22 protein-coding genes and 3 pseudogenes are annotated in these 25,753 nt (G+C 69.8%); all 25 read right to left on the reverse strand.

Going from position 1 to position 25,753, the window contains the following annotated elements; translation table 11 throughout:
- Positions 1-520: 520 nt before the first annotated feature.
- The 25 genes and pseudogenes from AB0J08_RS31180 to AB0J08_RS31300 all read right to left on the reverse strand — a co-directional run bounded on the left by AB0J08_RS31180 (position 521) and on the right by AB0J08_RS31300 (position 25,257).
- On the reverse strand, positions 521-1,477 hold the full coding sequence (locus tag AB0J08_RS31180) for a hypothetical protein (RefSeq protein WP_360641208.1): 957 nt from the start codon (positions 1,475-1,477) through the stop codon (positions 521-523).
- Positions 1,478-1,605: 128 nt separating this feature from the next.
- The gene (locus tag AB0J08_RS31185; protein WP_360641209.1) at positions 1,606-2,037 is read right to left on the reverse strand and encodes a hypothetical protein; all 432 of its coding nucleotides are present in this window, start codon (positions 2,035-2,037) and stop codon (positions 1,606-1,608) included.
- Positions 2,034-4,205, reverse strand: coding sequence for a hypothetical protein (locus AB0J08_RS31190; RefSeq protein ID WP_360641210.1), 2,172 nt, complete (start codon positions 4,203-4,205; stop codon positions 2,034-2,036). Before AB0J08_RS31190 ends, AB0J08_RS31185 begins: the two co-directional genes overlap by 4 nt.
- Entirely contained in the window at positions 4,202-6,094 is a 1,893-nt protein-coding gene (locus tag AB0J08_RS31195) for a hypothetical protein (protein ID WP_360641211.1), read from the reverse strand. The genes AB0J08_RS31190 and AB0J08_RS31195 overlap by 4 nt, the downstream gene beginning before the upstream one ends.
- Positions 6,091-7,476 carry a site-specific integrase gene (locus tag AB0J08_RS31200; RefSeq protein ID WP_360641212.1) on the reverse strand — a complete coding sequence of 462 codons (1,386 nt, stop codon included), beginning with the start codon at positions 7,474-7,476 and terminating at the stop codon, positions 6,091-6,093. Before AB0J08_RS31200 ends, AB0J08_RS31195 begins: the two co-directional genes overlap by 4 nt.
- Positions 7,373-8,104: a DNA-processing protein DprA gene (locus tag AB0J08_RS31205; protein WP_360641213.1), complete on the reverse strand. Its 732-nt coding sequence runs from the start codon at positions 8,102-8,104 to the stop codon at positions 7,373-7,375. Before AB0J08_RS31205 ends, AB0J08_RS31200 begins: the two co-directional genes overlap by 104 nt.
- A gap of 23 nt (positions 8,105-8,127) precedes the next feature.
- A pseudogene (locus tag AB0J08_RS31210) lies at positions 8,128-8,853 on the reverse strand (ATP-binding protein); the annotation flags it as partial.
- 93 nt (positions 8,854-8,946) lie between these two features.
- Entirely contained in the window at positions 8,947-9,813 is an 867-nt protein-coding gene (locus tag AB0J08_RS31215) for a hypothetical protein (protein WP_360641214.1), read from the reverse strand.
- A 42-nt stretch (positions 9,814-9,855) separates the two neighbouring features.
- Positions 9,856-10,431, reverse strand: a complete 576-nt coding sequence (locus tag AB0J08_RS31220; protein WP_360641215.1) for a DUF6262 family protein — start codon at positions 10,429-10,431, stop codon at positions 9,856-9,858.
- Positions 10,428-13,004 (reverse strand): tyrosine-type recombinase/integrase, encoded by a 2,577-nt coding sequence (locus AB0J08_RS31225; RefSeq protein ID WP_360641243.1) that lies wholly within the window; start codon positions 13,002-13,004, stop codon positions 10,428-10,430. Before AB0J08_RS31225 ends, AB0J08_RS31220 begins: the two co-directional genes overlap by 4 nt.
- A gap of 2 nt (positions 13,005-13,006) precedes the next feature.
- Positions 13,007-14,098 carry a tyrosine-type recombinase/integrase gene (locus tag AB0J08_RS31230; protein WP_360641216.1) on the reverse strand — a complete coding sequence of 364 codons (1,092 nt, stop codon included), beginning with the start codon at positions 14,096-14,098 and terminating at the stop codon, positions 13,007-13,009.
- A gap of 222 nt (positions 14,099-14,320) precedes the next feature.
- Positions 14,321-15,295 (reverse strand): annotated as a pseudogene (locus AB0J08_RS31235) (ATP-binding protein); the annotation flags it as partial.
- A gap of 1 nt (position 15,296) precedes the next feature.
- Positions 15,297-15,704, reverse strand: a pseudogene (locus tag AB0J08_RS31240) (YraN family protein); the annotation flags it as partial.
- Positions 15,705-16,073: 369 nt separating this feature from the next.
- Complete coding sequence (locus AB0J08_RS31245) at positions 16,074-16,400, reverse strand: DUF2469 domain-containing protein (RefSeq protein ID WP_148642766.1); 327 nt, start codon at positions 16,398-16,400, stop codon at positions 16,074-16,076.
- Between the two features lie 55 nt (positions 16,401-16,455).
- Complete coding sequence (locus tag AB0J08_RS31250) at positions 16,456-16,929, reverse strand: NUDIX domain-containing protein (protein ID WP_360641217.1); 474 nt, start codon at positions 16,927-16,929, stop codon at positions 16,456-16,458.
- 187 nt (positions 16,930-17,116) lie between these two features.
- Positions 17,117-17,860 carry a signal peptidase I gene (gene lepB / locus AB0J08_RS31255; protein ID WP_360641218.1) on the reverse strand — a complete coding sequence of 248 codons (744 nt, stop codon included), beginning with the start codon at positions 17,858-17,860 and terminating at the stop codon, positions 17,117-17,119.
- Between the two features lie 157 nt (positions 17,861-18,017).
- A complete protein-coding gene (gene lepB / locus AB0J08_RS31260) occupies positions 18,018-19,022 on the reverse strand; it encodes a signal peptidase I (RefSeq protein WP_360641219.1) in 1,005 nt (334 codons plus the stop codon).
- A gap of 247 nt (positions 19,023-19,269) precedes the next feature.
- Positions 19,270-20,034, reverse strand: a complete 765-nt coding sequence (lepB, locus tag AB0J08_RS31265) for a signal peptidase I (RefSeq protein WP_360641220.1) — start codon at positions 20,032-20,034, stop codon at positions 19,270-19,272.
- A 160-nt stretch (positions 20,035-20,194) separates the two neighbouring features.
- A complete protein-coding gene (gene lepB, locus AB0J08_RS31270; protein WP_360641221.1) occupies positions 20,195-20,893 on the reverse strand; it encodes a signal peptidase I in 699 nt (232 codons plus the stop codon).
- A 281-nt stretch (positions 20,894-21,174) separates the two neighbouring features.
- Positions 21,175-21,525: a 50S ribosomal protein L19 gene (rplS, locus tag AB0J08_RS31275; protein WP_063347674.1), complete on the reverse strand. Its 351-nt coding sequence runs from the start codon at positions 21,523-21,525 to the stop codon at positions 21,175-21,177.
- 154 nt (positions 21,526-21,679) lie between these two features.
- Positions 21,680-22,498 (reverse strand): tRNA (guanosine(37)-N1)-methyltransferase TrmD, encoded by an 819-nt coding sequence (trmD, locus tag AB0J08_RS31280; RefSeq protein ID WP_360641244.1) that lies wholly within the window; start codon positions 22,496-22,498, stop codon positions 21,680-21,682.
- A gap of 110 nt (positions 22,499-22,608) precedes the next feature.
- Positions 22,609-23,205: a ribosome maturation factor RimM gene (rimM, locus tag AB0J08_RS31285; protein ID WP_360641222.1), complete on the reverse strand. Its 597-nt coding sequence runs from the start codon at positions 23,203-23,205 to the stop codon at positions 22,609-22,611.
- 187 nt (positions 23,206-23,392) lie between these two features.
- The gene (locus AB0J08_RS31290) at positions 23,393-23,632 is read right to left on the reverse strand and encodes an RNA-binding protein (protein WP_030306741.1); all 240 of its coding nucleotides are present in this window, start codon (positions 23,630-23,632) and stop codon (positions 23,393-23,395) included.
- Positions 23,633-23,634: 2 nt separating this feature from the next.
- Complete coding sequence (gene rpsP, locus AB0J08_RS31295) at positions 23,635-24,063, reverse strand: 30S ribosomal protein S16 (RefSeq protein ID WP_360641223.1); 429 nt, start codon at positions 24,061-24,063, stop codon at positions 23,635-23,637.
- Positions 24,064-24,678: 615 nt separating this feature from the next.
- Complete coding sequence (locus AB0J08_RS31300; protein WP_329489769.1) at positions 24,679-25,257, reverse strand: hypothetical protein; 579 nt, start codon at positions 25,255-25,257, stop codon at positions 24,679-24,681.
- Positions 25,258-25,753: the final 496 nt, after the last annotated feature.

Here is a 25,753-nt window from a genome sequence, read left to right on the forward strand (position 1 = left end):
AGCCTCGGCTACCGCAGTCCAGCCGGCTACGAGAACGTCCTGGCGGCCTGACCACCACACCGAGGGTGTCCGTCAAAGCGGAGCAAGCTCAGCTCATCCCTCCGACGGCCAGAGCGCCCCGATGGGCGGAGGCATCGATCCCGTACGTTATCCCGCCAGCTCTGTCGGCTTCGATGGCCGCGCTTCCGCGACATCCATCCAGGTCAGAAGGCCAAGAGGAAGGGCGTCACCTGCAACAGATGTGTTGCTCACGCGCATAACCCTTCCGAGCCCGGCCAGCGGCGTCAAACGGGCTGAGAGGCGATCTTCCCAACGACCACGATCTCGACCGGAACCCCCCGAACCTCGCGAGGGAGTCTCGGCGAATGGTCCGCGTCGACGAGGTTCACCCGCAAGACGTAGTCGGGTCGACGTCCACCGATGCCGACACCATTGACCCGTGCGTCATCCCGGAGGGAGCGGGCAAGATCACGCTTAGCCGCTCGGACGACTTCGAGATCAGGCATGCGTCCTCCGTCCGTCAGCCAGCGAGACTTGCGTGCAAGTAGTCGAGCACCGCCGGGAGTGGGTTAACGAATGTCGCATAGCCATCACTCCCAGGGGAAGTAGCTCCGGCGAACAGGAGTCCAACCGCCTGTCCGGACAGACTCTCGAACACCAACGAGCCGCTGTCCCCTCCTTCGCTGAATCGTGCTTCTGCCCCTTCGGTGTGCACTTCAATCTGCCCGTCAAAGGTGAACGTTCCGATCCCCTGGTAACCGACCGTGACGTTGTCCACCTCAAAGGCAGTGACGATGCCGTGCGTGTGTCCGGTCGTGCGGCCCACCTTCTCGACCGCCATCCCGACCTCGATGCCCTCGCCCAGGAAGGGAACGGTGCCGCCTATTCGGGGATCAACATCAACACCATCGTCCAGCCGGCATAGTGCGGCGTCGACCTCGTTGGGCTGGGCGCCGAGAAGACGGACGAAGCCAGCCAGGGTGCCGATCCGGTCGCAGGCATGCTGGCTCAGGTCGTAGGGGCTTGGGTGGACGATTTCATCGCCCTCCGACCCGCGGTTGCAGTCGGCGAACACGTGGTTGTTCGACACAACGCAGAGACTCCGTTCGTCACTCACCTTGACGAACGGGCCAACCGTTCCCGCCGTAACGTTCGGGTGGGCTGCCGAGCTGCCCGAGGCGAGAGGACCGCAGCCGCACTGCGCCTGGACCTCGCCAAGCACCCTGACATCGGCCTCTCCGACTGCTTCATCCTGCAGATGCTGGACTACCTGTTTCGTCGCTGGACCAGGCTTCTGGATGCGGACGGCCAACAAGAACCTGTCGGACTTCACTGCCGTGATTCCGATGGCGACACCGTCCAGCGGCGGCCGGGCTGGCCGTTCTCCTTGCGCGGAGAAGCTGCTGATCACGCCGGGAACGACTCGCAGCTCCTTCAGAAGCTGCTGCTTCAGGTCCCTCGCAGACGTCAGTCGCATGACCCACCTCACGTCCGGCGACGACGTGGCATCGGGCAGACGAGATGCGCATTTCCAGCCTATTTGCTCGCATATTCAGAATAGGCCGACCAAGCAGAAGCACCATCGCGACGCTCGACGGTGCTGCCTCAAGGAAGGTGATCCCGCCGTCGCGGCAGAGCGCGGACCTTGGCTGCGTCGGCATCCCGGCCGGAGAGCGCGGCGTTCTCCAAGGCGAGGAGGTTGAGGGCAGTCGCGTAGGTGCTGACCCTCGCTTCGAGCTCTCGGCAGTGGGCTTGGAGGTCGGCGTGCTTGGTCTTGAGCTCCTCGAAGGCGTCGGCGGACTTGAGGTGGGTCCGCCGTTTGGCCTCGTCCTTGGTGATCCGCTGCTGGAAGAGGTCCTTGAGGTCGGGGTGCTGATGGGTGAGGTGCCAGCGCTTGAGGTCGGCCTCGATGGCCAGCTGGGTGACGTTGAGCCGGCCGTTGGACCGTTGCGGGGTGCCGGCGAGGAGCCGGTTCATCGCGGTGATGATCGACCGGCGGGTCGGGTCGCTCTCACCATCGAGCGGGATCTTCGTCATCGGGTGACGGCTCCTTGCTCGTGCGCGTCGATGAGCCGTTCCAGCCGGTCGAGCTCGTGCCGGTCACGGTCGTGCCGCAGTGGCGGGGCGAGGGGGTCGGCGACGATCTCCGCGAGGTCGGCGGCCTGGTCGCGGACGTGCGCGATGTCGCGGTCGGTGCGGGCGAGGTTGACGCAGTTGGGCCGGCAGTCGTCCAGGTCGGGGGTGACCATCGGGTCGTCGGCGGTCCCGCGGAGTTGGCAGGCGGCGGTGGCCGGGTTGAGGACGCAGGTCATGCCCTGTCCGTGGTGGATCTGCAGGAGCGGGTTGCCGACGAGATCGCGGGCCTGGCGGTCGCTGGTCAGGACGCGGCCGGCGAACTCGCGGCTCGCCGCTGTCACTCGAAAGCGGTAGGCGTCGGCGGCCGGGCCGCTGACGTGCTCGCCGTCGGCGAGCTTCTGCTCGTCCTCGGCCAGGCCCTCCATGCGGAACAGCCAGTCCTCGAAGGCGTACTCGTCCGGGAAGCCGGACTCGAAGGTCCCGGCATAGCCCTGGAGCATCCGGGTGTGCGCGTGGCCGTACTGGATCGAGGCGGCGATCAGCCCGCGTGGCCGGCGGCGGATGAACCAGGCCAGCGCGCGGCGGAACCGGCTGGGTGCCAGCGTCCCGTGCTGGTCGGCCGGGATCGCGTCTGGGCGGCCCAGCGTCTCGCAGTGGGTGTTGACCCAGGACACGAAGCGGGTCAGGTCCTTGATGATGTCCTTCTCGCTGCGGGCGGCGCCCCGGCGTTTCTGGTTCGCCCACTGGCGGGTGTGGGGGCTGATCGACCTCGGGAAGACCAGCGGCCGGGGGTGGAGCCGTTCCATCAGCGTGACGGCCTTGGCGACGATCTCGATCACCACCCAGGGGTCCTGCCGGAGTTCGCCTTCGGGGATCTTGGTGCCGTCCTCGTCCTCGGCGCCCTTGAAGTAGAGCCCTTCCATCAGCCACAGGCCCGTCTCGCTGTCGCGGGTGATGCAGCCGCGACGCAGGTTGAGTACCTCCCCGGGACGGGCGCCGGACAGGTAGGCGACGATGATGAAACAGGCCGTGGCCAGCAGCCGTGCGAGCCGGGGTGCTTCCTCGTAGTGGATGCGCTCGTTCCGCCAGGGCAGCCCGTCGAGGCGGCCGGTGAGGGCGCCGAGGTAGGTGCGCTCGCCGATCGGCAGGCCGGACTCGACCACCATGCGCGCGGTCCCCCCGTTGTGGGGCAAGTTGGTCGAGTCCAGGATCGCGTTCAGGTGGCGCCAGCGGATCTCCAGCCGCCCGTCCTGTCGGCGGATGCCGGGCAGCGGCTCACCACGTTCCCGCAGGTCGTCAAGGTAAGCGGCGACCTTCCGGGCCAGCTCGCCCATGGCGTGCCGGGGCTGGTCGGCGCTGGCCTGGGTGCCCAGTTCCCGGCGCCACTCCGGCATCCTGTCGTGCATGATCTGGTATTCGCCGTAGGCGGCCAGGATGTCGTCGGAGAAGTCCTCGACGAACCTGATCGCCCACCGCAGCAGCATCTGCATGGTGGGCTCGGCGATGCGCCGGGTGCGGTTGTCCCTGAACTTCCTTTTGCGGCCCAGCAGTTCGTGGCAGTCCTCGCCTCCCCAGGGCGGGGCGTCCGGCATCCTCATCACCGGCGGCAGGATGTCCCGGTAGGCCCAGAGCCGGCGGACCTCGGTGATCTGGCGGTAGGCCCAGTCCAGGGTCTCCCCGGCCGACTCGATCCCGTCGACCAGGTGGTCGAGGTAGTCGTCCAGCACCGTGGGCGTGATCTCGCATAACGCGGTGACGCCGTGGTCCGCCAGCCACTTCACCATGTGCTGGAACCCGTTGCTGAGGACCAGGTTGACGGTCTGGACCGCGATGCGTCCCGAGCCGCGGAGCTTGCGGTGCTCGGTGCAGTTCAGCAGTTGCCAGAAGTAGTACTTGGTCGCCTCCTTCAGGGCGGCTGGGACCGTGGCGAAGTTCATCGTGACGGACGCCCGGTGGTCTTCGAAGATCGCCGGGTTGAGGTCCCACCGGTCCTCGTGGAAGCGCGACAGGCGTGAGATGTCGGTGTCGGGTCGCAGGTCGCGGTTGACCAGGACGAGGGTGTCCGGGCCGGGCCACTGTGTGCCGTCCGGGATCTCTCCCCAGACCGGAAGTGGTGCGGCGGTCGTCATCGCAGATCCAGCTCCCGGTTCAAGAAGCGGTCGACCATGGCCTGGTCGGCGGCGGTGGCGCCCTGGCGGGCGTCGGCGACGGCCACCTCGTCGTGCTGGTCGAGCAGGTCGGCGAGCTGGGCCTGCGGGCCGGCGAAGCGCGTGGCCCACTGCAACGGGTCCATCTGCTCGTGCCGCTCGGCCAGCCGGTCGTGGACCAGGACCTGGACGGGCAGATGCTGCGGCAGAGCCCTGGCGCACTCGCAGTCCAGGCACTGCATGAACGAGGCCCGACACGGCTCGCCAGGGTTGTGCGGGCCGGCGGTGTTGTCCTTGCAGGAGGCCAGGACGGTGTCCAGCTCACCGGCGATCATGCGCTTCAGCGTCGCCGCGTCCAGGCCCTGCTCGGCGGCGACCGCCTCGGGGTCGGTGCGGGCCCGCTCGACGTCGTCCGCCGACATCACCGCGACCGCCCCGCGGGCCCTCGCCTTGGCGACCTCCGTGGTCAAGGCGTCCGCGACGACCTTCCGGTACTCGGTGATGTTGCCCCGATTGCGGAGCATGTAGGTCGCGGCGGTCGTCTCCGTGTGGGCGACGGGCTTCTGGTGGAGCTCGATGTAGGTCAGCCGGATCAGGTCCAGCCGCAGCGGCAACGGCACCGGCTTGCCTTTCTCGTCCGGCTTCTCCGCTGTGAGCCCCCATGCCTGGCCGAGGCGCGAGACGTGCAGGCTGTTCTCCGACATCGGCCGCACTCCCCGGCCGGTGCCCTGCCCGCCGGCCGCCGAGTAACCGACCAGGAGCCGGCTGCCGCCGAACATGGCCCGCGACCGGGCGGTCAGCTCGTGCAGCAGCACGTAGAGACCGAACGGGGTGTGCAACTCGTCCCGCGCAGAGATCACCTCGGGCGCCGCCGGGACGCTAATCCAGTCCGGGACCTCCGCCAGCGCGAGGTTCATGTAGGCGCGCCGTCCCCGGCGGAGCTTGCGCAGATCGACGATCGCGGTGCCCGGCGCCCCGGTGTGGCCGTCGGCGCGGTGGTGGGCCGCCGGCGTCTTGAGGATCACGTCCGGGTTCTCGCCGGTCATCACGCCCAGCAGCACCGCGCCGGCCGCCGTCTCGGCGACGGTCAGATGGAGCCAGGACACGATCTCGTGGACGCTGCCGAACTTCTTGATCCACGCCTGCTTCTCCACCATCCCGGCCGTCTGCCCGGTGGTCCTGGTCTTGCGGGGGACGTCGGCGAAGCGGTCCACCCAGTCCAGCAGGTGCAGCCGCCGGGCCAGCCGGCGGTCCTCGCCCGCCTCCAGCTCGCCCTCACGAAATCGCCGCAGCACCTCGCGGTTGTCCCTGATCCGCTTCGCCGCCGCCCGCAGGTCGGCGCGGGCAAGGTCCCCGATGCGCTTGAGCTCGGCCCGGCTGTAGCTCTTCTTCCCCTCGTACTGGGGCCGCTTGGGCAGCGGCCCGGCCAGCCGGCCAGCCATCGCATCGGTGATGCCCTCCACCCTGACCAGCAGGTTCCTCAGCTCCAGCAGCTCGGTCGGGGAAGACTTGATGTGCCGACGGCTCTCGTAGAACCCGTCGTAGTGCTCGGGAGCCAGGTGCGACGCCTGCGTGGGCGGCCAGGCCAGCGCGGCCAGGTAGCGGTCGAAGACGACCACCGCGCTGTAGATCTTGCCGAACGACTCCAGCGACGTCCGGCCGGCCCCGGGCGCGGTCCGCTTGACGAAGGCGCCCATCAGCGCCTCCCGCAAGGTCTCGGCGACGCCGAGCCGGGAGAAGTCGTAGTCCTTCCACTCCTCGCCGTCCTGGCTGAAGCACCGCACCACCAGGCGGCCGTCGTCGCCCTCCAGCGAGCCCCGCCTGGTCCTCGGCCCGCCCGTCGGCAGGGCCGCCCGCCGCCCGCGGCTCACCGGACCACCGCCAGCGGATCGGTGCGGACCCGGGGGTGGCCGGTGAACACCTCGGCCATGAACGCCTCGATGGGGAAACCGTCGGCGTGGGCCAGCAGCATCTCGACGTCCAGGGTCCGGAACGGCTCCAGGTAGACGCCCTTCGTCGTCTCGACCGTCCGGTGACCGAGGATCGTCTGGACCAGATGCCAGACGTCGCCGAACTGCTCGCGAAAGTCCCGCCGTTCGTCCTCCGTGAGGTGCCCCAACCGGGCGGCCTGCACCAGCTTGCCGATCGCGTACCACTTCAGCGCGCACGAGTGCCGCAGCATGTGGGCGGTGCAGGTGAAGTTCTCCAGCCCCAGGCCGACGATCCGCTCGTTGGCGACGTCGAAGGTGTGCTCCCAACCCCGCCCGTCGCGGGGCAGGCCATCCTCGTTCAGCCAGAGCGCCACCGGCTCCAGCCCGGCCGGCGTCCGACGGAACAGCCGCAGCCGGGTCCGGGGGCCGATGTCGTTCCACTGCTTGCGCTCGGCGCCCCCGCGAACGCCCTCCAGCGTCACCCCGCCGGTCCCGTGCGTGGCCAGCACCAGCCGCATGCCCTCGACCCGCTCGTAGCGTCCGGCGGCCTGGGCCCGCCGCACCGCCGCCGCCCGGGCGCCCTCGACGTAGTTGAGCGCCGTCCTCATCGCCTGCCGGGGCGCCCAGTACGGATGCCCGTACCCACCCTTGGCGCAGGCGTCGGCCAGCTGGCAGGTGTAGTAGCCGCGGCGCCGGTCGTAGGCCGGAAGCTCGGGCAGGACCACGCTCGCCCACTCCGACACCCGCAGGCCCGTGCCGTAGAGGCCGTCGCAGAAGGCCACGTCCCGCTGTTCGTTGCGGCCCCGCCACCACCTGTCCGGCCGCCCGGACAGGTCCATGCCGCGAATCCCCAGATCCCGCCAGCGTCGATAGCCGCCCGGGTCGAGCCACTTGACGTCCGCCGAGCGAACCGCCCTCGGCGAGTCGAAGTCCGCGAACGGGTTGGCGATGCCGTAGCGGCTCATCCACTTGTAGAACTTCTTCAGCGCGGCCAGGTCGCGGCTGAAGGAGTTCGTCTGCACCCGCTCGTCGTTCGCCGGGTCGGTCACCCGCCAGAACAAGAACTCCTCGGCGTCGTCCTCGACGGCCTCCCACCAGCTGACCTGCACTTGGGCCAGGTAGTTCAGCCACACCCCGACCGAGTACGTGTAGTCCCGGCCCGTACGATCCCTCAGGTTCCGCCACTTCGCCGACGCCAGACAGGCGTTCACCCGCAGATCAGGCCGACCCTCCGGGCCGATCATGAACCTCTGGCCGTCCCGGACCCCCAGCTCCCGGGCCCACGAACCCATGTCCCCGCGACCGGGCAGGAGATCTTCCAACAGACCAAGAGACCCGGCCAGGTCGTACCGGTGCACCTGCCATCGCCCCACGTCGGGTTCGCCCACGAGCAGTACAACGAGGCCGAGCAACAACAGTCACTGGATACAGAACGTGCGCCGCCCCGGAAACCACGACCCACCCTCGTTCGGCCAGCTGCGCCGACAGCTCCCCCGCGACGTGTGCGCCGTAGGCCGTGCAGGCCCGCGCGCCGACGACCGCGACCGAACGAAGGGCGAGCAGCCGCAGTGAACCCGTCCCGGCCACCCAGAGTCCGAGCGGTCTGCCGTCCCCCAGGTCGTCCAGTTGGCTCGGCCATTCCGTGTCGCCCGGAATGATGAAGCGTCCACCGGCGGTTCGCACTCGTTCCAGATCGGCGAGGGGGTCGACGTCGACGAGCCTGGCCCGGTAGGCGGCGAGCCGGTCCGCGTCCAGGCCCGGGTGGTCGGGGACGGAGCCGTCCCTGATCGCCCGGACGACATCGGTGGCGGCGAGCTGGGTGAGCCACCGGCCCAGCACCGCGTCGCCGGGTTCGCTGAGTCTGCTGAGCACCGCCCTGGCCCGACGCTCGGGCCCGGCCTCCTGGCTGGCTTCGGAGGGGTGCTGAGGGCGGTTCATCGTCTGGTTCATGCTCAGATCTCCTTGTCGCTCGATCACTGGTCGGGGGTTGCGGCGGATGGGCCGGCCCGGAGCGGCTGATCGCTCCCCGCGCCGGTCTGCGGCGGACCGCCGCCGAGCCGGCCGAAGGACCGCTCGACCAGCGGCAGCCCCTGCTCGACACCGGTGCGGAGCACGAGCGCCGTCCGCACGTCCCGCTGGTCGGGACGGTCCCGGCCGGCGAGATCGGCGACCGTCCAGGCGACCCTGAGTACCCGGTCCAGGCCGCGGGCGGTCAGCAGGCCTCGCTCCAGCTGTCGCGCGGCGTCGTTCAGCGCGTTGGGCCCGAGCTGCCAGCGTGTCCGCAGCTCATGGCCGGGTACCTCGGCGTTGGTCCGCCACGGTGTGTGCGCCAGCCGGGCCGCGGCGCGCTCCCGCGCGGCCAGCACCCGGGCGGCGACGGTCGTGGTGCTCTCCGCCGTGGTGTCCCGCTCCATCAGCTCGACCCTCGTCACCGGCGCGACCTGGACCTGGAGGTCGACCCGGTCGAGCAGCGGCCCGGACAGTCGCCCCTGGTAGCGGCTGACCATCGCCGGAGTGCATTCGCACCCCTCACCGCGCCGCGAGTACCGCCCGCAGGGGCAGGGGTTCGCGGCCAGGCAGAGCAGGAACCTGGCCGGCAGCCGAAGCGATCCGGCCGATCGGGCGATCACCACCTCACCCGATTCGAGCGGCTGACGCAGCGCGTCGAGCACCCTGACCGGAAACTCCGGAGCCTCGTCGGCTTTACTGAGTGCAACAGTGCCCGTATGGCCGCTGAACTGCGGCGATGCGTCACGTAGCCCGTCCGCGGCGGACGTGACCGCTGCCTGGACTCACTCCTCTTCGGGGTCGCCCGGCCTGATCTCGGCATTCAGGTTGTGGAAGGAGCGCGGGTGGTTCCTCAGAGCCTCGTCGAGCGTGTCGGCTGATCGGACTTTGGCCAGCAGAACCTTGAACCGCTCCTGTTCTGCTTGCCAGTCTCGGTCTAGGTGCTCCATCGGCTCCCCTGACAGGTCGCGCGCTAGCTGGCTGAGCTCTTGGCGCCAGTTTGGATCAAGGACACTCTCGTCAACGACGGCATTCTTCAAGGCGAAGCATGCGAAGACCGTGGCGAGCGTGATCTCGCGGACAGCCTGGCGGCTGGCTTCCGCGTTGTATGCGATCTCAGGCATGGGGGAGATCGTGGTGCCGTCATCAACCATGAGCCCCATGCAAGACTCAGCCGTCGGATGCGCCCAGGCACTCGCCAACCGGTAGAAGTTGGTATAGATCTTCACCCCCTCCTCCGACTCGTTGCGTGCAGTCCGCAACCAGTCTCGGACCTTCCTCTCGGGCCACCATTCGCCCTTCCTGAGCCACTGTTCGGCTTGGGCTGCCTCCTTCGCGAGCATGCGACCAGTACCAGCGGACTCATAGACCGACCGGATGATGTTCCGGACCTCACTGTTGAACCCCTGTTCCGCAAGAACAAGGGCTGCTCTGAGCTGCCAGAAGCAGCGACCGAAGGCGGCTGCAGCTGCGGTGTCGTTCGGCATCGCGATGTCGGACTGAACCTTCGCGACTGCGCCGATCGCCCAGCTCATGAGTCCGAACGCGCGACGCAGGGGCTCCGCCTCGGGCCAGGACTGCAGCTCAGTGGAGTAGCTCAGGTGATGCAGCAAGTTGTCCGGCAACGACGCCGCTGGTTCGTTCGTGTCCATAAACCATGCTCTGAGCAGGCGGTGTGCGGCCGCCACTGGGGATCACGGCGGCGGAACCTTGGTGTCGAGGATCTGTGCTTCGAGGTCTGCGACGCGCTTGTCGGCAAACCGAAGGTTGGAGCGGGCGCCCTGGAGGCGTTCCTGCAGAGTGCGGTGCTCTTGGGTCAGCTGGTGGACGCGATGCTTGAGGGTGGTGTTCTCGGTGACGAGTGCTTGGACGGCCTCGCCGGGGACCATCTGGTCGAAGTCGCGGAGCTGGCCCATCAGTTCACCAATCTGTTGCCGCTGGGCCAGCACCTCCTTCTGGACGCGGGTCAACTCGGCCTCGGCGTTCAGAGCACGTTCGCGCCAGGTCGCCTCGACGTGGTCATGCTGTTGCTGAGCCTGGCGGTCCTGACGGGCTCGGCTGTCGGTGACTCCATGCTGGACGAGCGCGCGGGCGTCGGTGTTCTCGTAGAGGAAGGTGACCGAGACGTCTGCCCGCTGGGCGATGGCCCTGACGGTCAGGCGGCTGCGTTCGCGTCGGAGCTGGCCGATCGCGGTCTTGATCTGCTCCAGCTTCTGCTCGGTCTGTCGACGGCGCGCGGCGATAGCCGCTGCGGTGGATTCCGGTCTCACGCGGCCTCGCCCTCCGTTTCGTGCCGGGCCAGTTCCTGGGCGCGGAAGGCAGTGCTCCAGATTCGGCCGAAGTAGTCCTGTGGTCGGCGAAGGTCGAGTGTGAGTGCCTCGTCCAGCAGGCCAACGGCGTCCAGAGCCTTCTCCAGGCCAGCGATCGCGCGGGCGGTCGGTTCGAACACCTCATGCAGGAAGTCGGCAGTCACGCTGTCGGGTGCGCGCTCGGCCAGTGTTCGCCACTGCTCGCGCTTGCGGTGCCAGTAGACGAGATCGGCGCCGGACAGGACGAACTTGTCGCAGTTGTGGCAGTCCATGTTCCAGGGGCAGGCGTCGCCGTTGACGACGGGCTGGAACGTGCAGAACCCGCCCTCGGCCGGCGTGGAACGGCGGGTGAGGTCGATGGCCAGCGCTTCGGCCTCCTCTCGGCTCATCGGCTCGCCGCTGGAGAGCAGGACACCGGGCTCGGCCGAGCCCGGCCCGGAGACCCAGACCGCGTTCAGCGCGTCGTTGAGCCGCGGGTCGGTGTTAGCCAGGTGGGTGTAGTGCTCGGCCATGCGCTCGGAGACCTGCCCCAGGTAGCGCTTGACGTGGGAGAGGTTCGCCCCGTTGCGCAGGAGGTTGGTGGCCAGTGTGTGCCGGGCCTGGTGCGGGACGCAGTGCGCGATGTCGAGCGTGTCGACCCAGCTGCGGAACGCGCCGTTGAACCAGTTGTGCGACACGCTGTGCGTGCCGTCGCGGTTGGTCGACCGGCGGGGGAACAGCGCGAGCCGGGGCCGTTCCTCCCTGGTCGGCGGTCGTCCGTGGTTCTGGACGAAGCGGGCGATCGTCTTGACCTGGCGCTTCTCGATCCGCTCGTAGAGACGTTCGGGGATGCGGATCGCCTCGTCGTAGTTGCCGACCTTCGTCTGGTCGTGCCAGAACATCGGAATCCGGTTGAGCCGCCCAATGCAGTCCAGGCGAACCTTGGAGACCTCAGTGCCTCGGCGGCCGGTCAGGACCAGGGCCTCCCAGATGTCCCGCAGGCCCCGGTCGTCGAAGTCGAAGGTCTCCAAGCGGGCCAGGTTCGCCTCGTTGGCCAGCGCCCGCGCGACGTCGTCGGGGAAGGGCCGGCGGCGGCCCGCCTTCGCGGTGTAGATCGGGAAGGTGACGATGAACGCGCGGCCGAGGCCGATCCGCTCGGCCTCGCCGATATCCAGCGCGGCCCGCAGCACCCGGCGGACGTTCGAGAACGTCGTGGCCATGGTGCCGTTGGTGACGACGGTCTGCTCGGTCCGGCTGCCGACGATGTAGAAGCCGAGGGAGCGGAGGCCGTGCTTGGCGCGGTGGCGCTGGTCGGCGACGAAGTTGACCGCGTGGGCCTCGGTCAGCAGCGCGGGATCGTGTCCGCCGCCCGGCGCGTGGGCCTCCAGGAACGCGCTGAGCTCCACGCATCCGCGCCGCGGGGCCGAGACTGTGCTGAACCCTCGCGGCGGGTCGACGGTCAGCCGGGAGTCCAGGAAATCCCAGAGAAGATCACGGAGCCAGCGCTGGCTGACCGCCGAGAGGTCGACAACCGTGCTGCGGTGGTTGAAGTGGACGCCGTAGTGCTCGGTCTCGATGAACCCGGCGTCCTTGGTGTCCGAGCGGGTGAAGTAGATCTGCCGCAGGTAGTCGAGCATCACCCTGGCGACCTGGCCGGGGTGCTGGGCCGCCGCCCGGTGGTCGAAGTCGATCAGCGAGTCCACCGCCTGGTCGCGGCAGGCGTTGATCAGGTACTGAATCCAGGGCAGCGGCCAGCGCCCTCCCTCGAACTGCCGCTGGGAGTGGTGGAACAGCGCCCATTTGATCTCGGCCTTGACCAGAGGCCGCAGCCCGAGCAGGGTCAGCCGTCCGTTCATCCGGGTGACCGGGCTGCTGCTGGTGCACCACTGCCGGAACGCGGCTTCGTCCTGGTAGGTGATCGGGATCGTCCCGCCCCGCTCCAAAATCCGCGGGGTCCAGCCCGCCGGGAGTCGGGCGCCGCCCGGACCGCCCTGCTGCTGGTAGCGGTAGCGGTGGCGACCACACAGCCTCAGCGGGTGGTCGGCGAGGTCGGCGCAGGCGATCACCTGGCACTTGCCGAACGCGGGCAGCTCCTGCTGGGTGGCCAGCCAGGCGGCCAAATCAACCGGTCGTCCCGACTGCCGCCGCATCTTGCGGTAGCTGACGAAGCGCCGCGAGTGCAGGAAGCACAGCCCCTCCCGGCTCCTGGCCGGTGTCCGCGGGCAGAGCAGGCAGGGCCGGAAAGTGCGCTGGATGTGCGAGGTCAGCGGCTCGGCCTGCCCCAGGAACTCGGCGATGTTGCCGCCCCCGTCGCGCCAGGCGTACCACTCGTCGGCGTGCGTCGCGCAGAACGTCTTCGTCGGAGTCTGCGACCGCTCGCATGCGGCGACCCGGCAGTTCCAGCCGTAGACGTCGTGGTCGCCCGGGATGGTGATGCTGTCGGGCCGAAACAGAGGGTCGAAGGCCGGCGCCGCGATCAGCGCGTGAAGCATCTCCAGCCGGTCGGAGCCCGTGCGGGTCGCTGTGGCGTGACCGACGGTCAGCAGCGGGAGCATGGTCACTGCGGCTCACCCCAGACCGCGTGCAGGGCCGCGATGAACTCCGGCGAGTGCTGGTCGGGATGCCCATAGACCTCATCGACCGTCTGGGCGGAGGCCCAGTTCCCGGCCTCCTTCGCCACCAGCAGGTCGTTGCCGGAGGCATCGAGAATGCCGGAGGTGAAGCTGTGCCGGAACTGGTGGGGCTTGATCCGGCCCGGCAGGTTGGCGCGGCGGCCGGCCCGGCGGAGCATTCCGCGCGCCCCGTCGGCGCTCCACGGTTCTCCCCGTCGCGGCCCCGCCAGCTGGATCAGCAGCATGCCGTGGCCTGCGGCGTGCTCGGCGTACTCGGTCGTCATGTACTCGAAGTAGGCGCTGGTCATCGCTGGACTCACCCGGACGATCTCGCCGCCGGTGATCACGCCGTCCCGCAGCCACCAGTCGGCCTTTCGCTTCGCGGCCGCCCGGTTCGGGTTCCCCCAACGGTGGCAGACGTGCAGGTGCGGACTGCGGCACTCTCCGCAGTCCGCGTCGGCCCGAAGGTGCAGGTCGACCAGGTGCAGGCCGGTCAGGCCGCCAACGCGCAGGCTCGTGTCGGACAGCCAGGTGACCACCAGCTTGTCGCGTGCCGTGTTGACCACCTGCAACAGCTCGGGCCGGGCCCCGTCGGGGAGCATCTTCGGGTGGCGCCGCCGCGCGCGGCGCGGCGCCAGCGGATTCGCCGGCACCGAGGTCTTCACGTGGCCCAGCAGGGCCCGGTTCCGGTCGGCCGTGGTGGGCAGCCGCCGCACCTCCAACGCGGTCCGCAGCTCCGGGTTCACCCCGGACGCGCACTGATGCAGGTAGAAGCCCTTCAAGCACGCGGCCAGGACCTGCAGGGCGGACGACCCGTAAGGGCGCTTCGGCGGGACCCGCCACGGCTGCCCCCACGGCATCGGCACCTGGGCGCCCACCGCCCCCATGTACCGATGCAGATCCAGCAGCCGCACCGACTCGGTGGCCAGTTGCTCCCGGACCCGCCACCGCAGGTGATCCACTAGGTAGTAGGCGTACGTCTTCTGCGTCCCGCTGCCTTCGTACGTACGCAGAAAGGCGTCGGACTCCTCATCCACGGTTCCGTCCGGCCACACAACCGTGTACGACCACCCTCCGCCGGCCCGCTTCATGGGCTGCACCCGAAGGTCGTCCAGCACCATCCCGCTTCGCATCCAGCCTCTTCTCCCCGCATGTCACTCACGCGGCGTAGAGGCTTTCCAAGTCAGGTAAACGAGAACGTGATGGGGTTACAGACCGCTCCAACGAGTGATCCGAGCATCTCCACCACGGTCGGTAAAGTCCAGGAACAGCACGCCCCGGTGGGCCAGGGAGACCGCACCCGGTCTGGGCAGGCCGCTACCGCCGCCGACGATCGCCGGCATGGTGGTGGAGTGGTGCGGGGCGCAGTACGGCGCGCAGCCGATCAGCGGCCGACCGGCCGGGAGCAGCCCCGCCACCGAGTGCACCGCGGTGACCTCCAGGGCCTCCTTCTGGGTGAGCGGCGGCAGCAGTGCCGGCAATCGCTCCGCCAGCATCGTCTTGCCCGCACCCGGTGGGCCCTTCAGATACAGGTGGTGACCGCCTGCTGCGGCGATCTCCAGAGCGCGCCGGGCCTCGTACTGGCCCGCCACGTCGGCCAGGTCGAGCCGGGCGGCTCTGTCGTCGGGCAGTCCGCGCACGCCCGCGGTGGGCAGCATCAGCCCGGCCATCAGCGGATCCGGGCGGCCGCTGATCGGGTCGGGTGGCTCGTCCGGCTCGGGGGCGCCGGTGAGGACGGCGATGAGCTGGCGCAGGCTTCGCACGCCGATGACGGTGACGCCCGGGACCAGCGAGGCCTCGGCAGCAGTCTGTTCGGCCACCACGACCCGCAGGTAGCCGGCGTCGGCGGCGGCGAGCACCGACGGCAGGATGCCCCGCACCGGGCGCACCCGCCCGTCGAGCCCCAGCTCGCCGATGATCAGCAGATCGGCGATGGACGACGGATCCAGCCGCTCGGCGGCGGCGAGGACGGCGCAGGCCACCGCGAGGTCGAAGCCGCTTCCGCTCTTGGGCACCGAGGCGGGACTGAGCCCGACGGTGAGCTTTCGCTGGGGCCAGACCTCGCCGCTGTTCACCAGGGCCGCGCGCACCCGGTCACGGGCCTCGGAGAGCGCCTTGTCGGGCAGGCCGACCAGGGTGAACGCGGCGACTCCCGGCTCCAGGTCCGCCTGGACCTCGACGATCACGCCGTCGACGCCGACCAGGGCGACGGAGCAGGTACGGGCGAAGGCCATCTCAAACCACCCCCCGCAGGTGGTCCACCGATGCGGCGCCCCGGGCCCGGTTGATGACGGCCACGAGGTCGATCCGAACGCCACCGGGCGGAATGGGCGGCCACTGCGGATCCGCCGGCGCGGGCCGGTACCCGGGGCCCGCCAGCCGCGCGAAGTGGTCGGGCCAGCGCTCGGTCACCCAGCGTTGCGCCAGCCGCTGGAGCCGGGCGGCCTTGGCCCGGTCGATGGCCTCGCTCGGCTGCTGGAAACCCCGCTCGGAGCGGGTCTTCACCTCACAGACCGCCAGCGTGTCCCCGTCGAGGGCGACGATGTCCAGCTCGCCCTCGACGCAGCGCCAGTTGCGGTCCAGGATCCTGAGCCCGCTCTCGGCGAGCCGACGGGCGGCGACCCGCTCGCCATATCGGCCGAGGCCGTTGTTCGTGCCGCGCCCCGGCGCGGCCTGCTTCGGAGCGGCCCGCTCCGAGCGCGGCGGAGCCGGCCCCTCGTCGAGCCCGGGCAGCTCGGCCGGGTGCTCCTCCGGCGGGCGCGCCGCCTCGCGCCGGGCCTGCCCACCCGGCCTGGCCTTCGCTGCGCCGCTCTGCTTGCGCGTGGTGCGCTTGGTGTCCTGCACGGTGACCACCTCCGCTGCGGAGGTTGCCGTGCGGCCCGGAGCGGGGCCAGGGAGTTGCTATTTCCTGTGGATAACCCGGGCCTGTGGATAACTTCTGTCACCCGCAGGGGTGGGAATCCGGGGAAAGTCGAAATTCCCCTGGACACCACAGGACCGAGCGGTCCAACGTCAGTTCCCGAACCCGGAATCGTCCGAGGGCAGCTCCAGATCGCTCTTCGCGAGCTCCTCGATGTTCACGTCCTTGAAGGTCAGCACCCGGACCTTGCGGACGAACCGGGCCGGCCGGTACATGTCCCAGACCCACGCATCCGCCATCGACACCTCGAAGAAGACCTCGCCCTGGACCGAGTGCACCTGCAGCTCGTAGTCGTTGGTGAGGTAGAAGCGCCGCTCGGTTTCAATCACGTACTTGAACAGGCCGACGACGTCCCGGTACTCCCGGTAGAGCTTGAGCTCCATCTCGGTCTCGTACTTCTCGAGATCTTCGGCACTCATCCAGGCGTCCCCTCAACTTGTCACGTCCACCCATTGTGGACCACCGCACTCACCCTCAGAGCCTTACCGGCGTGGCCGGCGGCCCCTCGGCCAACAGTCGCCCCAGGAAGTCCGCCAGCCCGACCGGATAGATCGTTTCGGCGGTCTCCTTCAGCTCCTCGACCGTCCACCAGCGCGCCGCGAGCAATTGCGCGTGTTCGTCCCTGCCCATTCCCGAATGATCGAGGACCGTCTCCACGGTCCGGGCCAGGTGGAACCACTGCTCCTGCTCGTAGTACTGCTCTCGAAAGGAGAACGAAGCCGTGCCGTACGCCACCACGGGCCCCAGCTCCACTCCCCGCAGCCCGGTCTCCTCGCCGAGCTCACGCACCGCAGCCTCGCGAGTGCCCTCCCCCGGCTCCAGGCCTCCTCCGGGAGTGAACCACCACGTGACGTCCGGCACCGCCGGGTCCGAACCCCGGAAGAGAAGCAGGCGATCCCGCTCGTCCAGCAGCAGGATCCGGGAGGCCTTTCGGTGCTTGGTCGTCATCGCTGCTCTCTCCCCTCCCCTCGTCCGTCCGGCCGGCTCCCCCGATCCTGCCACCCGGCAGGACCGTCCGGGGCGATGTTCGGCAGAGCAATCGGGCCACGGCCGGCGGCGGTCGCGCCGGCTTCGACGCGAGCTGAGGCTGCGACGTCGGCTACGCCAGCGCCCGGCGCGGGAGCACCAGCAGCGGTCAAGCGGCGCGGCGTCGGCCCAACCGGCGCGCCGCGCCGGCCACGCCACCCACTGCGCAGGTCACGACGATCAGCGCCGCGCCTACAACGGTGGCGTAGAAGGCCGGCTCCAATGGTCCCGGTTCGCCGGCCTTCGGCCCGCCGAGTGCGTCGAAGGCCGTGGTGCGGGCGAACAGACCCGTCCGGCCGAAGGGCAGGACGATGGCCTCCACCCGAGCCTCGACCTCGGTCGCGGGGATCGTGCCGCCGTCGATCTCCAGGTGGAGACGGGAGTCGAGCGACCCCTGCCGGTTGTCCCCCAGCAGGAAGAGCCGACCGGGCGGCACCTCCACGCTGAACGCGCTCCCCTGCGGGCCCTGCGCCGCCAGGTACGGCTCGTCCACCGGCTTGCCGTTGACGGTCAGCCGCTGGTCGTCCCCGCTGGTCGCCACGGTGTCGCCGCCGACCGCGACCACCCGCTTGACCATGAGCTCCCCGCCCCAGGCCCGGTCACGGAAGACCACCACGTCGCCCCGGCCGACGGCCTGGCCGTCGATCTGCCGCGCCACGACGGTGTCCCCGACCTTGAGCGTCGGGGTCATCGAGCCGGTCGGAATGCCGTACGGCCGGTAGTCCAGCGCCATGACCACGAAGCCACCGACCAGCAGAGCCAGGCCGAGCCCGATCAACACGCCCTGCAGCACGGCCGAAGGCCCACGCCGGGACCGCGCGGGCGCGGGCGAGCGGCCTGGCGCCTCTGTCATGACACTGCTCATCGAAACCATCCACCCTTGCCCGGCCCGGAAACGCTCATGGCACGCCGGGGCCACAGGCAGAAAACCCGGCGGGCCGTGGCACGTCCGAGCAGATTACTCGTCGGTACCACGGCCCGCGCAAGACCCGGGGGCGACCCGGTGGTGGTCAGGAGTGCTTCTCGCGCTCCGACCGCTCCCTCAGCCGGCGCACCAGCGGAAGCAGGCCGACCGCTCCGACCGCTCCGGCCGCCGGCGGCACGAACGGCACGGCCGCCGCCAGCCCCTTCTGGTCGAAGGTCTCCGGCACCGGAAGCGTCGCCCAGTGGTTGATCGGCCAGGCCACCACGAAGGCTCGGCCGATGACCTCGTCCACGGGAACGGTGCCCCCACCCGGCTGGTCCATGTGGAACCGGGAGTCCAGCGAGTCCGCCCGGTGGTCGCCCATCACCCAGATCCGACCGTCCGGCACCTTCACCGGGCCGAAGGGCTTCGTCCCGCAAGGCGTGTTGCCGGGGAAGACGTAGGGCTCGTCGAGGGCAATCCCGTTGACCTTGACCGGTCCCTCACCCTCGCACTCGACGGTGTCCCCGCCGACCGCGATGACCCGCTTGATCAGATCCTTCTCGTTCTCGGAGGGCATCAGGCCAACGAAGCTGAGCACGTCCTGAACGCCCCGGACGAAGGAGTTGCTGCTCTGCTTGGTCGGCTCGTCCGCCAGCCAGCCGCCCGGGTCGTGGAACACCACGACCTCGCCACGCTCGGGCTCGGCCCCGAACCACGGGGTCAGCTTGTCCACGAGGACACGGTCGCCGACCTGAAGCGTGTTCTGCATCGACTCCGACGGAATGGAGAACGCCTGGACGAAGAAAGTCTTGATCACCAGAGCCAGGACCAGTGCGATACCGATCAGGATCGGCAGCTCTTTCCAGAACGAGCGCTGCTTGTGCTCCTTGCCGGCGGCCTTGTCGTCCGACTCGCCCTCAGAACCCACCTCGTCCCGAAAGCCGTCGGAGGTGTCGTCCGCGCCGCCGCCCTGTTCGTCGGCGGACTGCGCCGCCGCATCCTCCGCGGAACTCGAAGACACTGCGGACTCCGTCGACCGTTCCGCCCGATGACCGGAGCCCTCGGGCTCTCCGGCGCCTGAGCGGGCACCGATCACCAAATCCCCCACAACGTCTCCTCCCAGCTGTGCGGACGCCTGCACGTCCGCGCTCACAGTGCCGCACAGCGGGCACTACCTCCACCATCGGCCGTGATGCGGCTCCAGGGCCGCCCTTCCGGGGGACACCTGAGACCGGCACAGCCTCCGGACGCGGCCGTTGTCGCGTACCGGCCGCACCAGCACTTCTCTATCACTCCCAGGCATCCGGCTCGCGCTCCCACGCGCGCTGCCCAGCAGGCCGCGGGGGCGGCCGGGACTACTCCGGAGGCCGCCCCGGCCTTCGGCCGACGAGCGGAAGGATGCCCAACACACCCATAACGAGCGGAGGTTCCTTCGGAAGCGGCCCAACACTCATCGGATCCGGTCCAGTTCCTGGGGCGTTCCGGGACCGCGCCAGCGAGGAGAGTGAACCTGGCGCATCAAGTTGATGAACCCGGCCGACCGGCCAGGCGATGACGAACGCCCGACCCACCACACCGCTCAGCGGGATGGTGCCCTGCCCCGGATTCCCCATGTGGAAGCGGGAGTCGGCGGACACGTCCCGGTGGTCGCCCATGACCCAGAGTCGCCCCTGCGGCACCTTCACCTTGAAGGGCTGGCGGGACGGCGGGTTCCCCGACGCCAGGTACGGCTCGTCCACCGCCTTGCCGTTGACGCTGAGACGACCCTGCTCGTCGCAACACTCGACGGTGTCACCGCCGACGCCGATCACCCGCTTGATCAGATCCTGCTCGCTGTCGGACGGCAGCAGCCCGACGAAGGTGAGGACCTGCTTGGCACCGCGAAGCACCGGGCCGTCCGTGGACGGCTTGTGGTCGGCCTCCAGCCAACCACCCGGATCCTTGAACACCACCACGTCGCCGCGCTCCGGTTCGGCGCCGAACCAGGGAGTGAGCTTGTCCACCAGCACCCGGTCACCGATCTGGATGGTCTGCTCCATCGAACCGGACGGAATGACGAAGACCTGCACCATGAAGGTCTTCATCACCAGTGCCACCAGCAGCGCCACCAGAACGATCAATGGGATCTCGCGCAGGAGAGAGCGTTTGCGACGGCGGGCGGCCCGACGCGCGGTGCGACGACGATCGGCCCGGCCGCGTACGGGCGCCGACGCCTCCGGCCCCGCTGCTCTCGCCGGTCGGTCCAAGGGCGCGGCAGCCGGTCGGTCGGCCAGTCGGCCTCTACCTCTGGTCCCCATGGCCACCGGTCCCCCCTGCTGCGGCGAACGCCGCCGACCGGTCCAGGCCGGCCCAGTGGCCGACCGGGTAGACCACCCACTCCGCCCGTCCGATCACCTTGCCCTCGGGAACGAAGCCGCCCCCGGGCTCGCCCAGGTGGTCCCGGGAGTCACGGGAGGCGCTGCGGTGGTCCCCCATGACCCACAGCTTGCCGGCCGGAACCCTCACGTCGAAGGCCACGTTCGACGGCTCGTCCCCCGGTGCGAGGTAGGAGGACTCGTCGATCGGCACACCGTTGACGGTGATCCGCTCGCCGGAGCCGGTGCTGGTCACCCGGTCCCCACCGACGCCGATGACGCGCTTGACGTAGACCGAGTCGCCGGCCGGTGCCAGTCCGAGGTCCCGGCCGAGCGCGCGCAGCGCACCCCCGAACCCGGTCGGCTCGGCCGACCCACGCCGAAAGGAACCCGTCCCGTCGAAGACCACGACATCGCCGCGCTGCGGATGGCCCCCGAAGGAGTAGGCCAGTTGGTTCGCGATCAGGCGGTCGCCCGGACGCAGGCCGTTCTCCATCGAGCCGGACGGGACCGCGAACGGTCGTGCCACGAAGGCGTTCACCAGGAGCAGGGCGAGCAGGCAGGTACCCGCCAGCAGAAGGAGTTCACGCGAACGCGAACGGGGCGACGCCCCGGGCTCGTCCACCGAGTCGTCGGTCGCATCCCGCCCGGTCTCCCGGGCAGCCTCGGGAGGCGCCTCGGTGGCCGGCCGAGTGCCCGGCTCGACCAGCTGCTCCCCGGCAGCTACAGCAGGTACGACTGCGGAAACGGCCGCGGACCGCGACGGCGAGTCCGCACCGGTGGGTGCGGGACAGCCGTCGCGGTCCGCGGATGGTTCATGCGTGCTCATCGGGGGCTGAGCTTACCGTGCGGCAGCCGCGCCCCCTAGAGTGCTCCGATCCCCCGGCAGTACCGGGGGCCGGTGGATCAGCGGTCGCGCTTCTCCTTGATCTTCGCGGCCTTGCCGCGGAGGTCACGCAGGTAGTACAGCTTGGCGCGGCGAACCGCACCGCGGGTCACGACCTCGATCTTCTCGACGACCGGGGTGTGCACCGGGAAGGTGCGCTCCACGCCGACGTTGAAGCTGACCTTGCGAACGGTGAAGGTCTCGCCGACACCGGCGCCGTGGCGACGGATGACGACGCCCTGGAAGACCTGGACACGAGAGCGGTTGCCCTCGATGACCCGGACGTGGACCTTCAGGGTGTCACCGGCGCGGAAGGCCGGAATGTCGCTACGCAGCGAGGCCGCGTCGACAGCAGCGAGCTTGTTGCTCATGTTGCTCTCCATCGCAGGCGCCACGGGCCGCCCACGGAAGTTCGTCACAATGGGGTTGGCTGCGGGCCGCATCGGCTGGCGATGATCCCCCCGTGGCGGGGGCACCGGACCACGTGACCCCTACGAGAGGGGCCCAGCGACAGACAGCAGCGACCTATTGTTCCACACCATCGGCCACAGACCGAAATCGGCCGAGTCGCTCGTCCCACGCCAGGCCGAGGATGCTCAGCGCCTCGCGCTCCTTCTTGTCGAAGCTGCCGTACTGCCAGCGCTCGACCAGATCGGGCCGGTTCGCCAGGGTCCGGGCGAAGGCCTGCTCACGGCGCCAGCGGGCGATCCGCCCGTGGTTACCGCTGAGCAGCACGTCCGGGACGGTCCGACCGCGCCACTCGGCGGGCTTGGTGTAGACCGGGCCCTCCAGCAGGTCGGCCATGGCACCGGGCGCGAAGGAGTCGTCCCGGTGGGACTCGGCGTTGCCGAGCACCCCGGGCAGCAGCCGGGCGATCGCCTCGACCATCACCAGGACGGCGACCTCGCCGCCGGCCAGGACGTAGTCGCCGATCGACACCTCGACCACCGGCATCCGGGTGGCCGCTTCCTCGATCACCCGCCGGTCGATGCCCTCGTACCGGGCGGGGGTGAAGGTCAGCCACGGACGCCCGGCGAGTTCCTGCGCGAGTTCCTGGGTGAACGGGCGCCCGCTCGGGGTGGGCACCACCAGCGTGGGCACCTCTCCCTCGGGGCCCCGGCTCAGTACGCCGTCCAGCGCCTCGCCCCACGGCTCGGGCTTCATCACCATGCCGGGGCCGCCACCGTACGGGCTGTCGTCGACCGTTCGGTGGATGTCGTACGTCCACTCGCGCAGGTCGTGGACGTGCACATCGAGCTGGCCTCGGGCGCGGGCCTTGCCGACCAGGGAGATGTTCAGCGGCTCGAGGTACTCGGGGAAGATCGTGACGACGTCGATCCGCATCCCGTCCTGGACACCCTGCGTCGCAGGCTGCCCCTGCCCCACGGACGGCTCCTGCGCGGCGGGCGGCTCCGTCACGGCGGGCGACTCCTTCGGGGAGAGCTCCTCGGCGCTCACTCCGACTCCTCCGGATCCGCCGACCGACCCGACCCGTCCGACTCATCCGACCCGTCCGACTCGTCCCGCACGACCTCGGCCTGCTCAGGGTCGATCAGGCCGCCCGGCGGGTCGATCACGATGCGCTGGTTCTCCAGGTCGATGGTCGGCACGATGCGGGTGACGAACGGCACCAGCACCTCCGTCCCGTCGGGCTTCTCCACCGTGAGCAGGTCCTGGTAGGGGAGGTGGACGATCTCGGTGAGTTCACCGACCGGGGTGCCGTCGAGCAGGACCACGTCCAGGCCGATCAGCTGGTGGTCGTAGTACTCCTCCGGATCCTCGGGGCTCTCCTCCGGATCGACCTCGGCGATCAGGATGGTGCCGCGCAGCGCCTCCGCGTCGTTGCGGTCCTTGACACCGGCGAAACGCAGCAGCAGCCGGCCGCTGTGCACCTTGCCGGACTCGACGGTCAGCGGTCCGGCCGACGCGGGGTCGGTGAGCAGGACGGCACCGGGGCCGAGCCGGAGCTCCGGCTCGTCGGTGCGGACCTCGACGCTGACGTCCCCCCTGATGCCGTGGGCGCGGCCGATCTTGCCGACGACGAGCTGCACGGTGATCGTTCTCCTGGATGGGTGCTGGGTACTGGGTACTGGGTGCCGGCGCTAGGTGCTGCTGCCGGGAATGCAGGCCGGGAAGGCGAGGGCGCTGCGAGCGAGCTGGCCGGGAAAAGCGAGAGGCCGGCCGGGACGACATGCGTCCCGGCCGGCCTCAAGCCTGACGGCTGAACGAGCAGCAGCGTCAGCGAATGCTGTCCACGTCGACCAGGTCGACCCGGACGTTGCGACCGCCGAGGGCGCCGACCACGGTGCGCAGTGCGCGCGCCGTGCGGCCGCCCCGGCCGATCACCTTGCCGAGGTCATCGGGGTGCACACGCACCTCGATGGTGTTACCCCGACGCAGGTTGCGCGAACGCACCTGCACCTCGTCGGGGTGCTCGACGATGCCCTTCACCAGGTGGTCGAGGGCGTCCTCGATCACGATCAGGCCTCGGCGGCGGCGTCGGCGTCAGCCTCGGCCTTGTCCGACTTCTTGGCCTTCGGGGTGATGGCAACACCGGTGGTGGCGTCCTCGAAGCCGGCAACGGCCTTCGCGAACAGGTGCGAGAAGTCCTCGACCTTGGGCTCGGCAACGAGCAGGGGCGCCGGAGCCGGCAGACCCTTGAACTTCTGCCAGTCGCCGGTCAGCTTGAGGATGGCGAGCACCGGCTCGGTCGGCTGGGCGCCGACGGACAGCCAGTACTGGGCGCGCTCGCCGTCGACCTCGATCTTCGAGGGGTTGTAGGTCGGCTGGTAGATGCCGATCTCCTCGATCGCGCGACCGTCACGCTTGGTGCGGGCGTCGGCGACGACGATGCGGTAGTGCGGGGAGCGAATCTTGCCGAGACGCTTGAGCTTGATCTTGACTGCCACGGGAGTGGATTCTCCTGGTGTTGACGTGGGTGAGCGGCCGCACCGTCGCGTGGGGTTGCGAGGCTGGCCGTTCAAGGGACACGCCAGCCGTAGGAGAGAGGGGTCCTGCTCGGCTGCCGAGTACTCAGCTGTCCATTCTGCCATACCGGCGCGAACCGCCTTGACGCCGCCTGCAGGGACCGACCCCGACCGACCGCGCGCAGACCACCCGCAGACCACGCGCCCAACCGCCGACGGACCACGCGCCGACCCGCGTACGGACCCCGAACGGGCCACGAACGGACCACCGAGGGCCACGTACGGACCACGCGAAACCGGCCGACGCCGAAGGAAGCCGAAGAGGCCGAAGAAGGCGGCGGAGGCGAAGAAGGCGATGGCGCCGAGGAGGGCGATGCAGGGAGCGAAGCGCCGAAGCAGGGCCGCCGAGCGTCGGAGAGCCCGAGGCGCCCCGGAGGGAACCGGTCCGACCGGGAGCCCCCGCTCCCGGTCAGCCCAACACACCGCAGATGTCGATCAGGGCCGCCGATCGGTCCTGCCGATCAGCCCTGCCGACGAGGGCCGTCGATCACTCCGGCCGGACGCACTGCCCGCACAGTCGCCGGCCGGCTCCCCACGCTACGCGATCTTGAACGGCTGCTGGCAGGCACCGCAGACGATGGACGCCTGCGCGAGTACCGACGGCACGACCCGGACGTTCCGCCCGCATCCGCAGACCGCCTTGACCCGGACGCCGCCCCCGGAGGAGCCGTGTCGGGCGGCCGGGCCGCGGAAGGCGCGCGACACGCCGTCGCCGGCCACCGCCTCCTGGTGGGCGCCGAGGGCGCGGTCCAGGCGTTCGATGGTCTCGGCGTACCGCTCCTGCGTCTCCTTGAGCATGGTCACCTGGGAGAAGCCGCTGCTCGCGTGCGGCTCGACCGGGTGCGCCAGGCCCAGCTCGGAAGCCAGGAGCAGGAAGCGCCGGTTGTGGTAGCGGCCGGCCCGCGAGGTGTCCCGGATGTCCCGGGCCGCGGCCAGACCGTGGGCAGCCTCGTGGAGGAGCCGCTCGAAACCGAGCCGCGTACCACAGGCCGAGGAGGACTCGCCGATCAACGCCTCGGGCGAGGCGAGGTCGGGGAGATCCTGATGGAAGGCCTGGATGTCACTCCAGGCGGCGGCCAGTTCGGCCGCGAGAACGAGGGGCTGTGTCGTGCTCACGCTAGACCAACGATGGAGTTCGAGCCGATGTTCCGCGTGTTCCCGTTCGCCTGGAATTCCCAGGAAACTCTCAGGAATGTACGAGCCCGCGCGAAATGCGCGTTCCGGATCTGACGCAAGACCAACCCCCTGCCGGTTTGGGCCCGTCGCAGCTCGGCGGGCCTCGTCATTTTCGGTCCGGGGGACGGGCTGTCGCCCCCAGGACGTACGGCCCGCGGTCCTGCCGAGTTGACAGGGCCACGGGCCGTACACCGTACCGCTATTCCGTTAATACCGGCAGTTGACCGGCCAGTAGGGATGTCGACTGGTGAGACGGACCCCGGACGGTTACCGCCGGAATTCCCGACGGCGGTTGTCGGCCGGATGTCCGACGGATGTCTGACGGTTGTCGGGCAGCCGCCGGATCATTGCCGCCGGCCGCCAGTAATCGCCAGCAATCGCCAGTACCTGTCGGTTTCCGACACCGCCGACCACCGGCACCCGTCGATGCGTCCGA

Source organism: Kitasatospora sp. NPDC050463 (genome assembly GCF_040655255.1).
In the GTDB taxonomy this organism is placed as follows: Bacteria; Actinomycetota; Actinomycetes; order Streptomycetales; family Streptomycetaceae; genus Kitasatospora.

Bases quoted from the DNA above. Each gene is read 5' to 3' on its own strand.
- rplS (WP_063347674.1), bottom strand. From the start codon at position 21,525: ATGAGCAACAAGCTCGCTGCTGTCGACGCGGCCTCGCTGCGTAGCGAC.
- trmD (WP_360641244.1), bottom strand. From the start codon at position 22,498: ATGCGGATCGACGTCGTCACGATCTTCCCCGAGTACCTCGAGCCGCTG.
- AB0J08_RS31190 (WP_360641210.1), bottom strand. From the start codon at position 4,205: ATGACGACCGCCGCACCACTTCCGGTCTGGGGAGAGATCCCGGACGGC.
- lepB (WP_360641218.1), bottom strand. From the start codon at position 17,860: ATGACAGAGGCGCCAGGCCGCTCGCCCGCGCCCGCGCGGTCCCGGCGT.
- AB0J08_RS31205 (WP_360641213.1), bottom strand. From the start codon at position 8,104: ATGAACCAGACGATGAACCGCCCTCAGCACCCCTCCGAAGCCAGCCAG.
- AB0J08_RS31215 (WP_360641214.1), bottom strand. From the start codon at position 9,813: ATGGACACGAACGAACCAGCGGCGTCGTTGCCGGACAACTTGCTGCAT.
- AB0J08_RS31250 (WP_360641217.1), bottom strand. From the start codon at position 16,929: ATGACGACCAAGCACCGAAAGGCCTCCCGGATCCTGCTGCTGGACGAG.
- AB0J08_RS31225 (WP_360641243.1), bottom strand. From the start codon at position 13,004: ATGCTCCCGCTGCTGACCGTCGGTCACGCCACAGCGACCCGCACGGGC.
- AB0J08_RS31185 (WP_360641209.1), bottom strand. From the start codon at position 2,037: ATGACGAAGATCCCGCTCGATGGTGAGAGCGACCCGACCCGCCGGTCG.
- AB0J08_RS31180 (WP_360641208.1), bottom strand. From the start codon at position 1,477: ATGCGACTGACGTCTGCGAGGGACCTGAAGCAGCAGCTTCTGAAGGAG.
- AB0J08_RS31245 (WP_148642766.1), bottom strand. From the start codon at position 16,400: ATGAGTGCCGAAGATCTCGAGAAGTACGAGACCGAGATGGAGCTCAAG.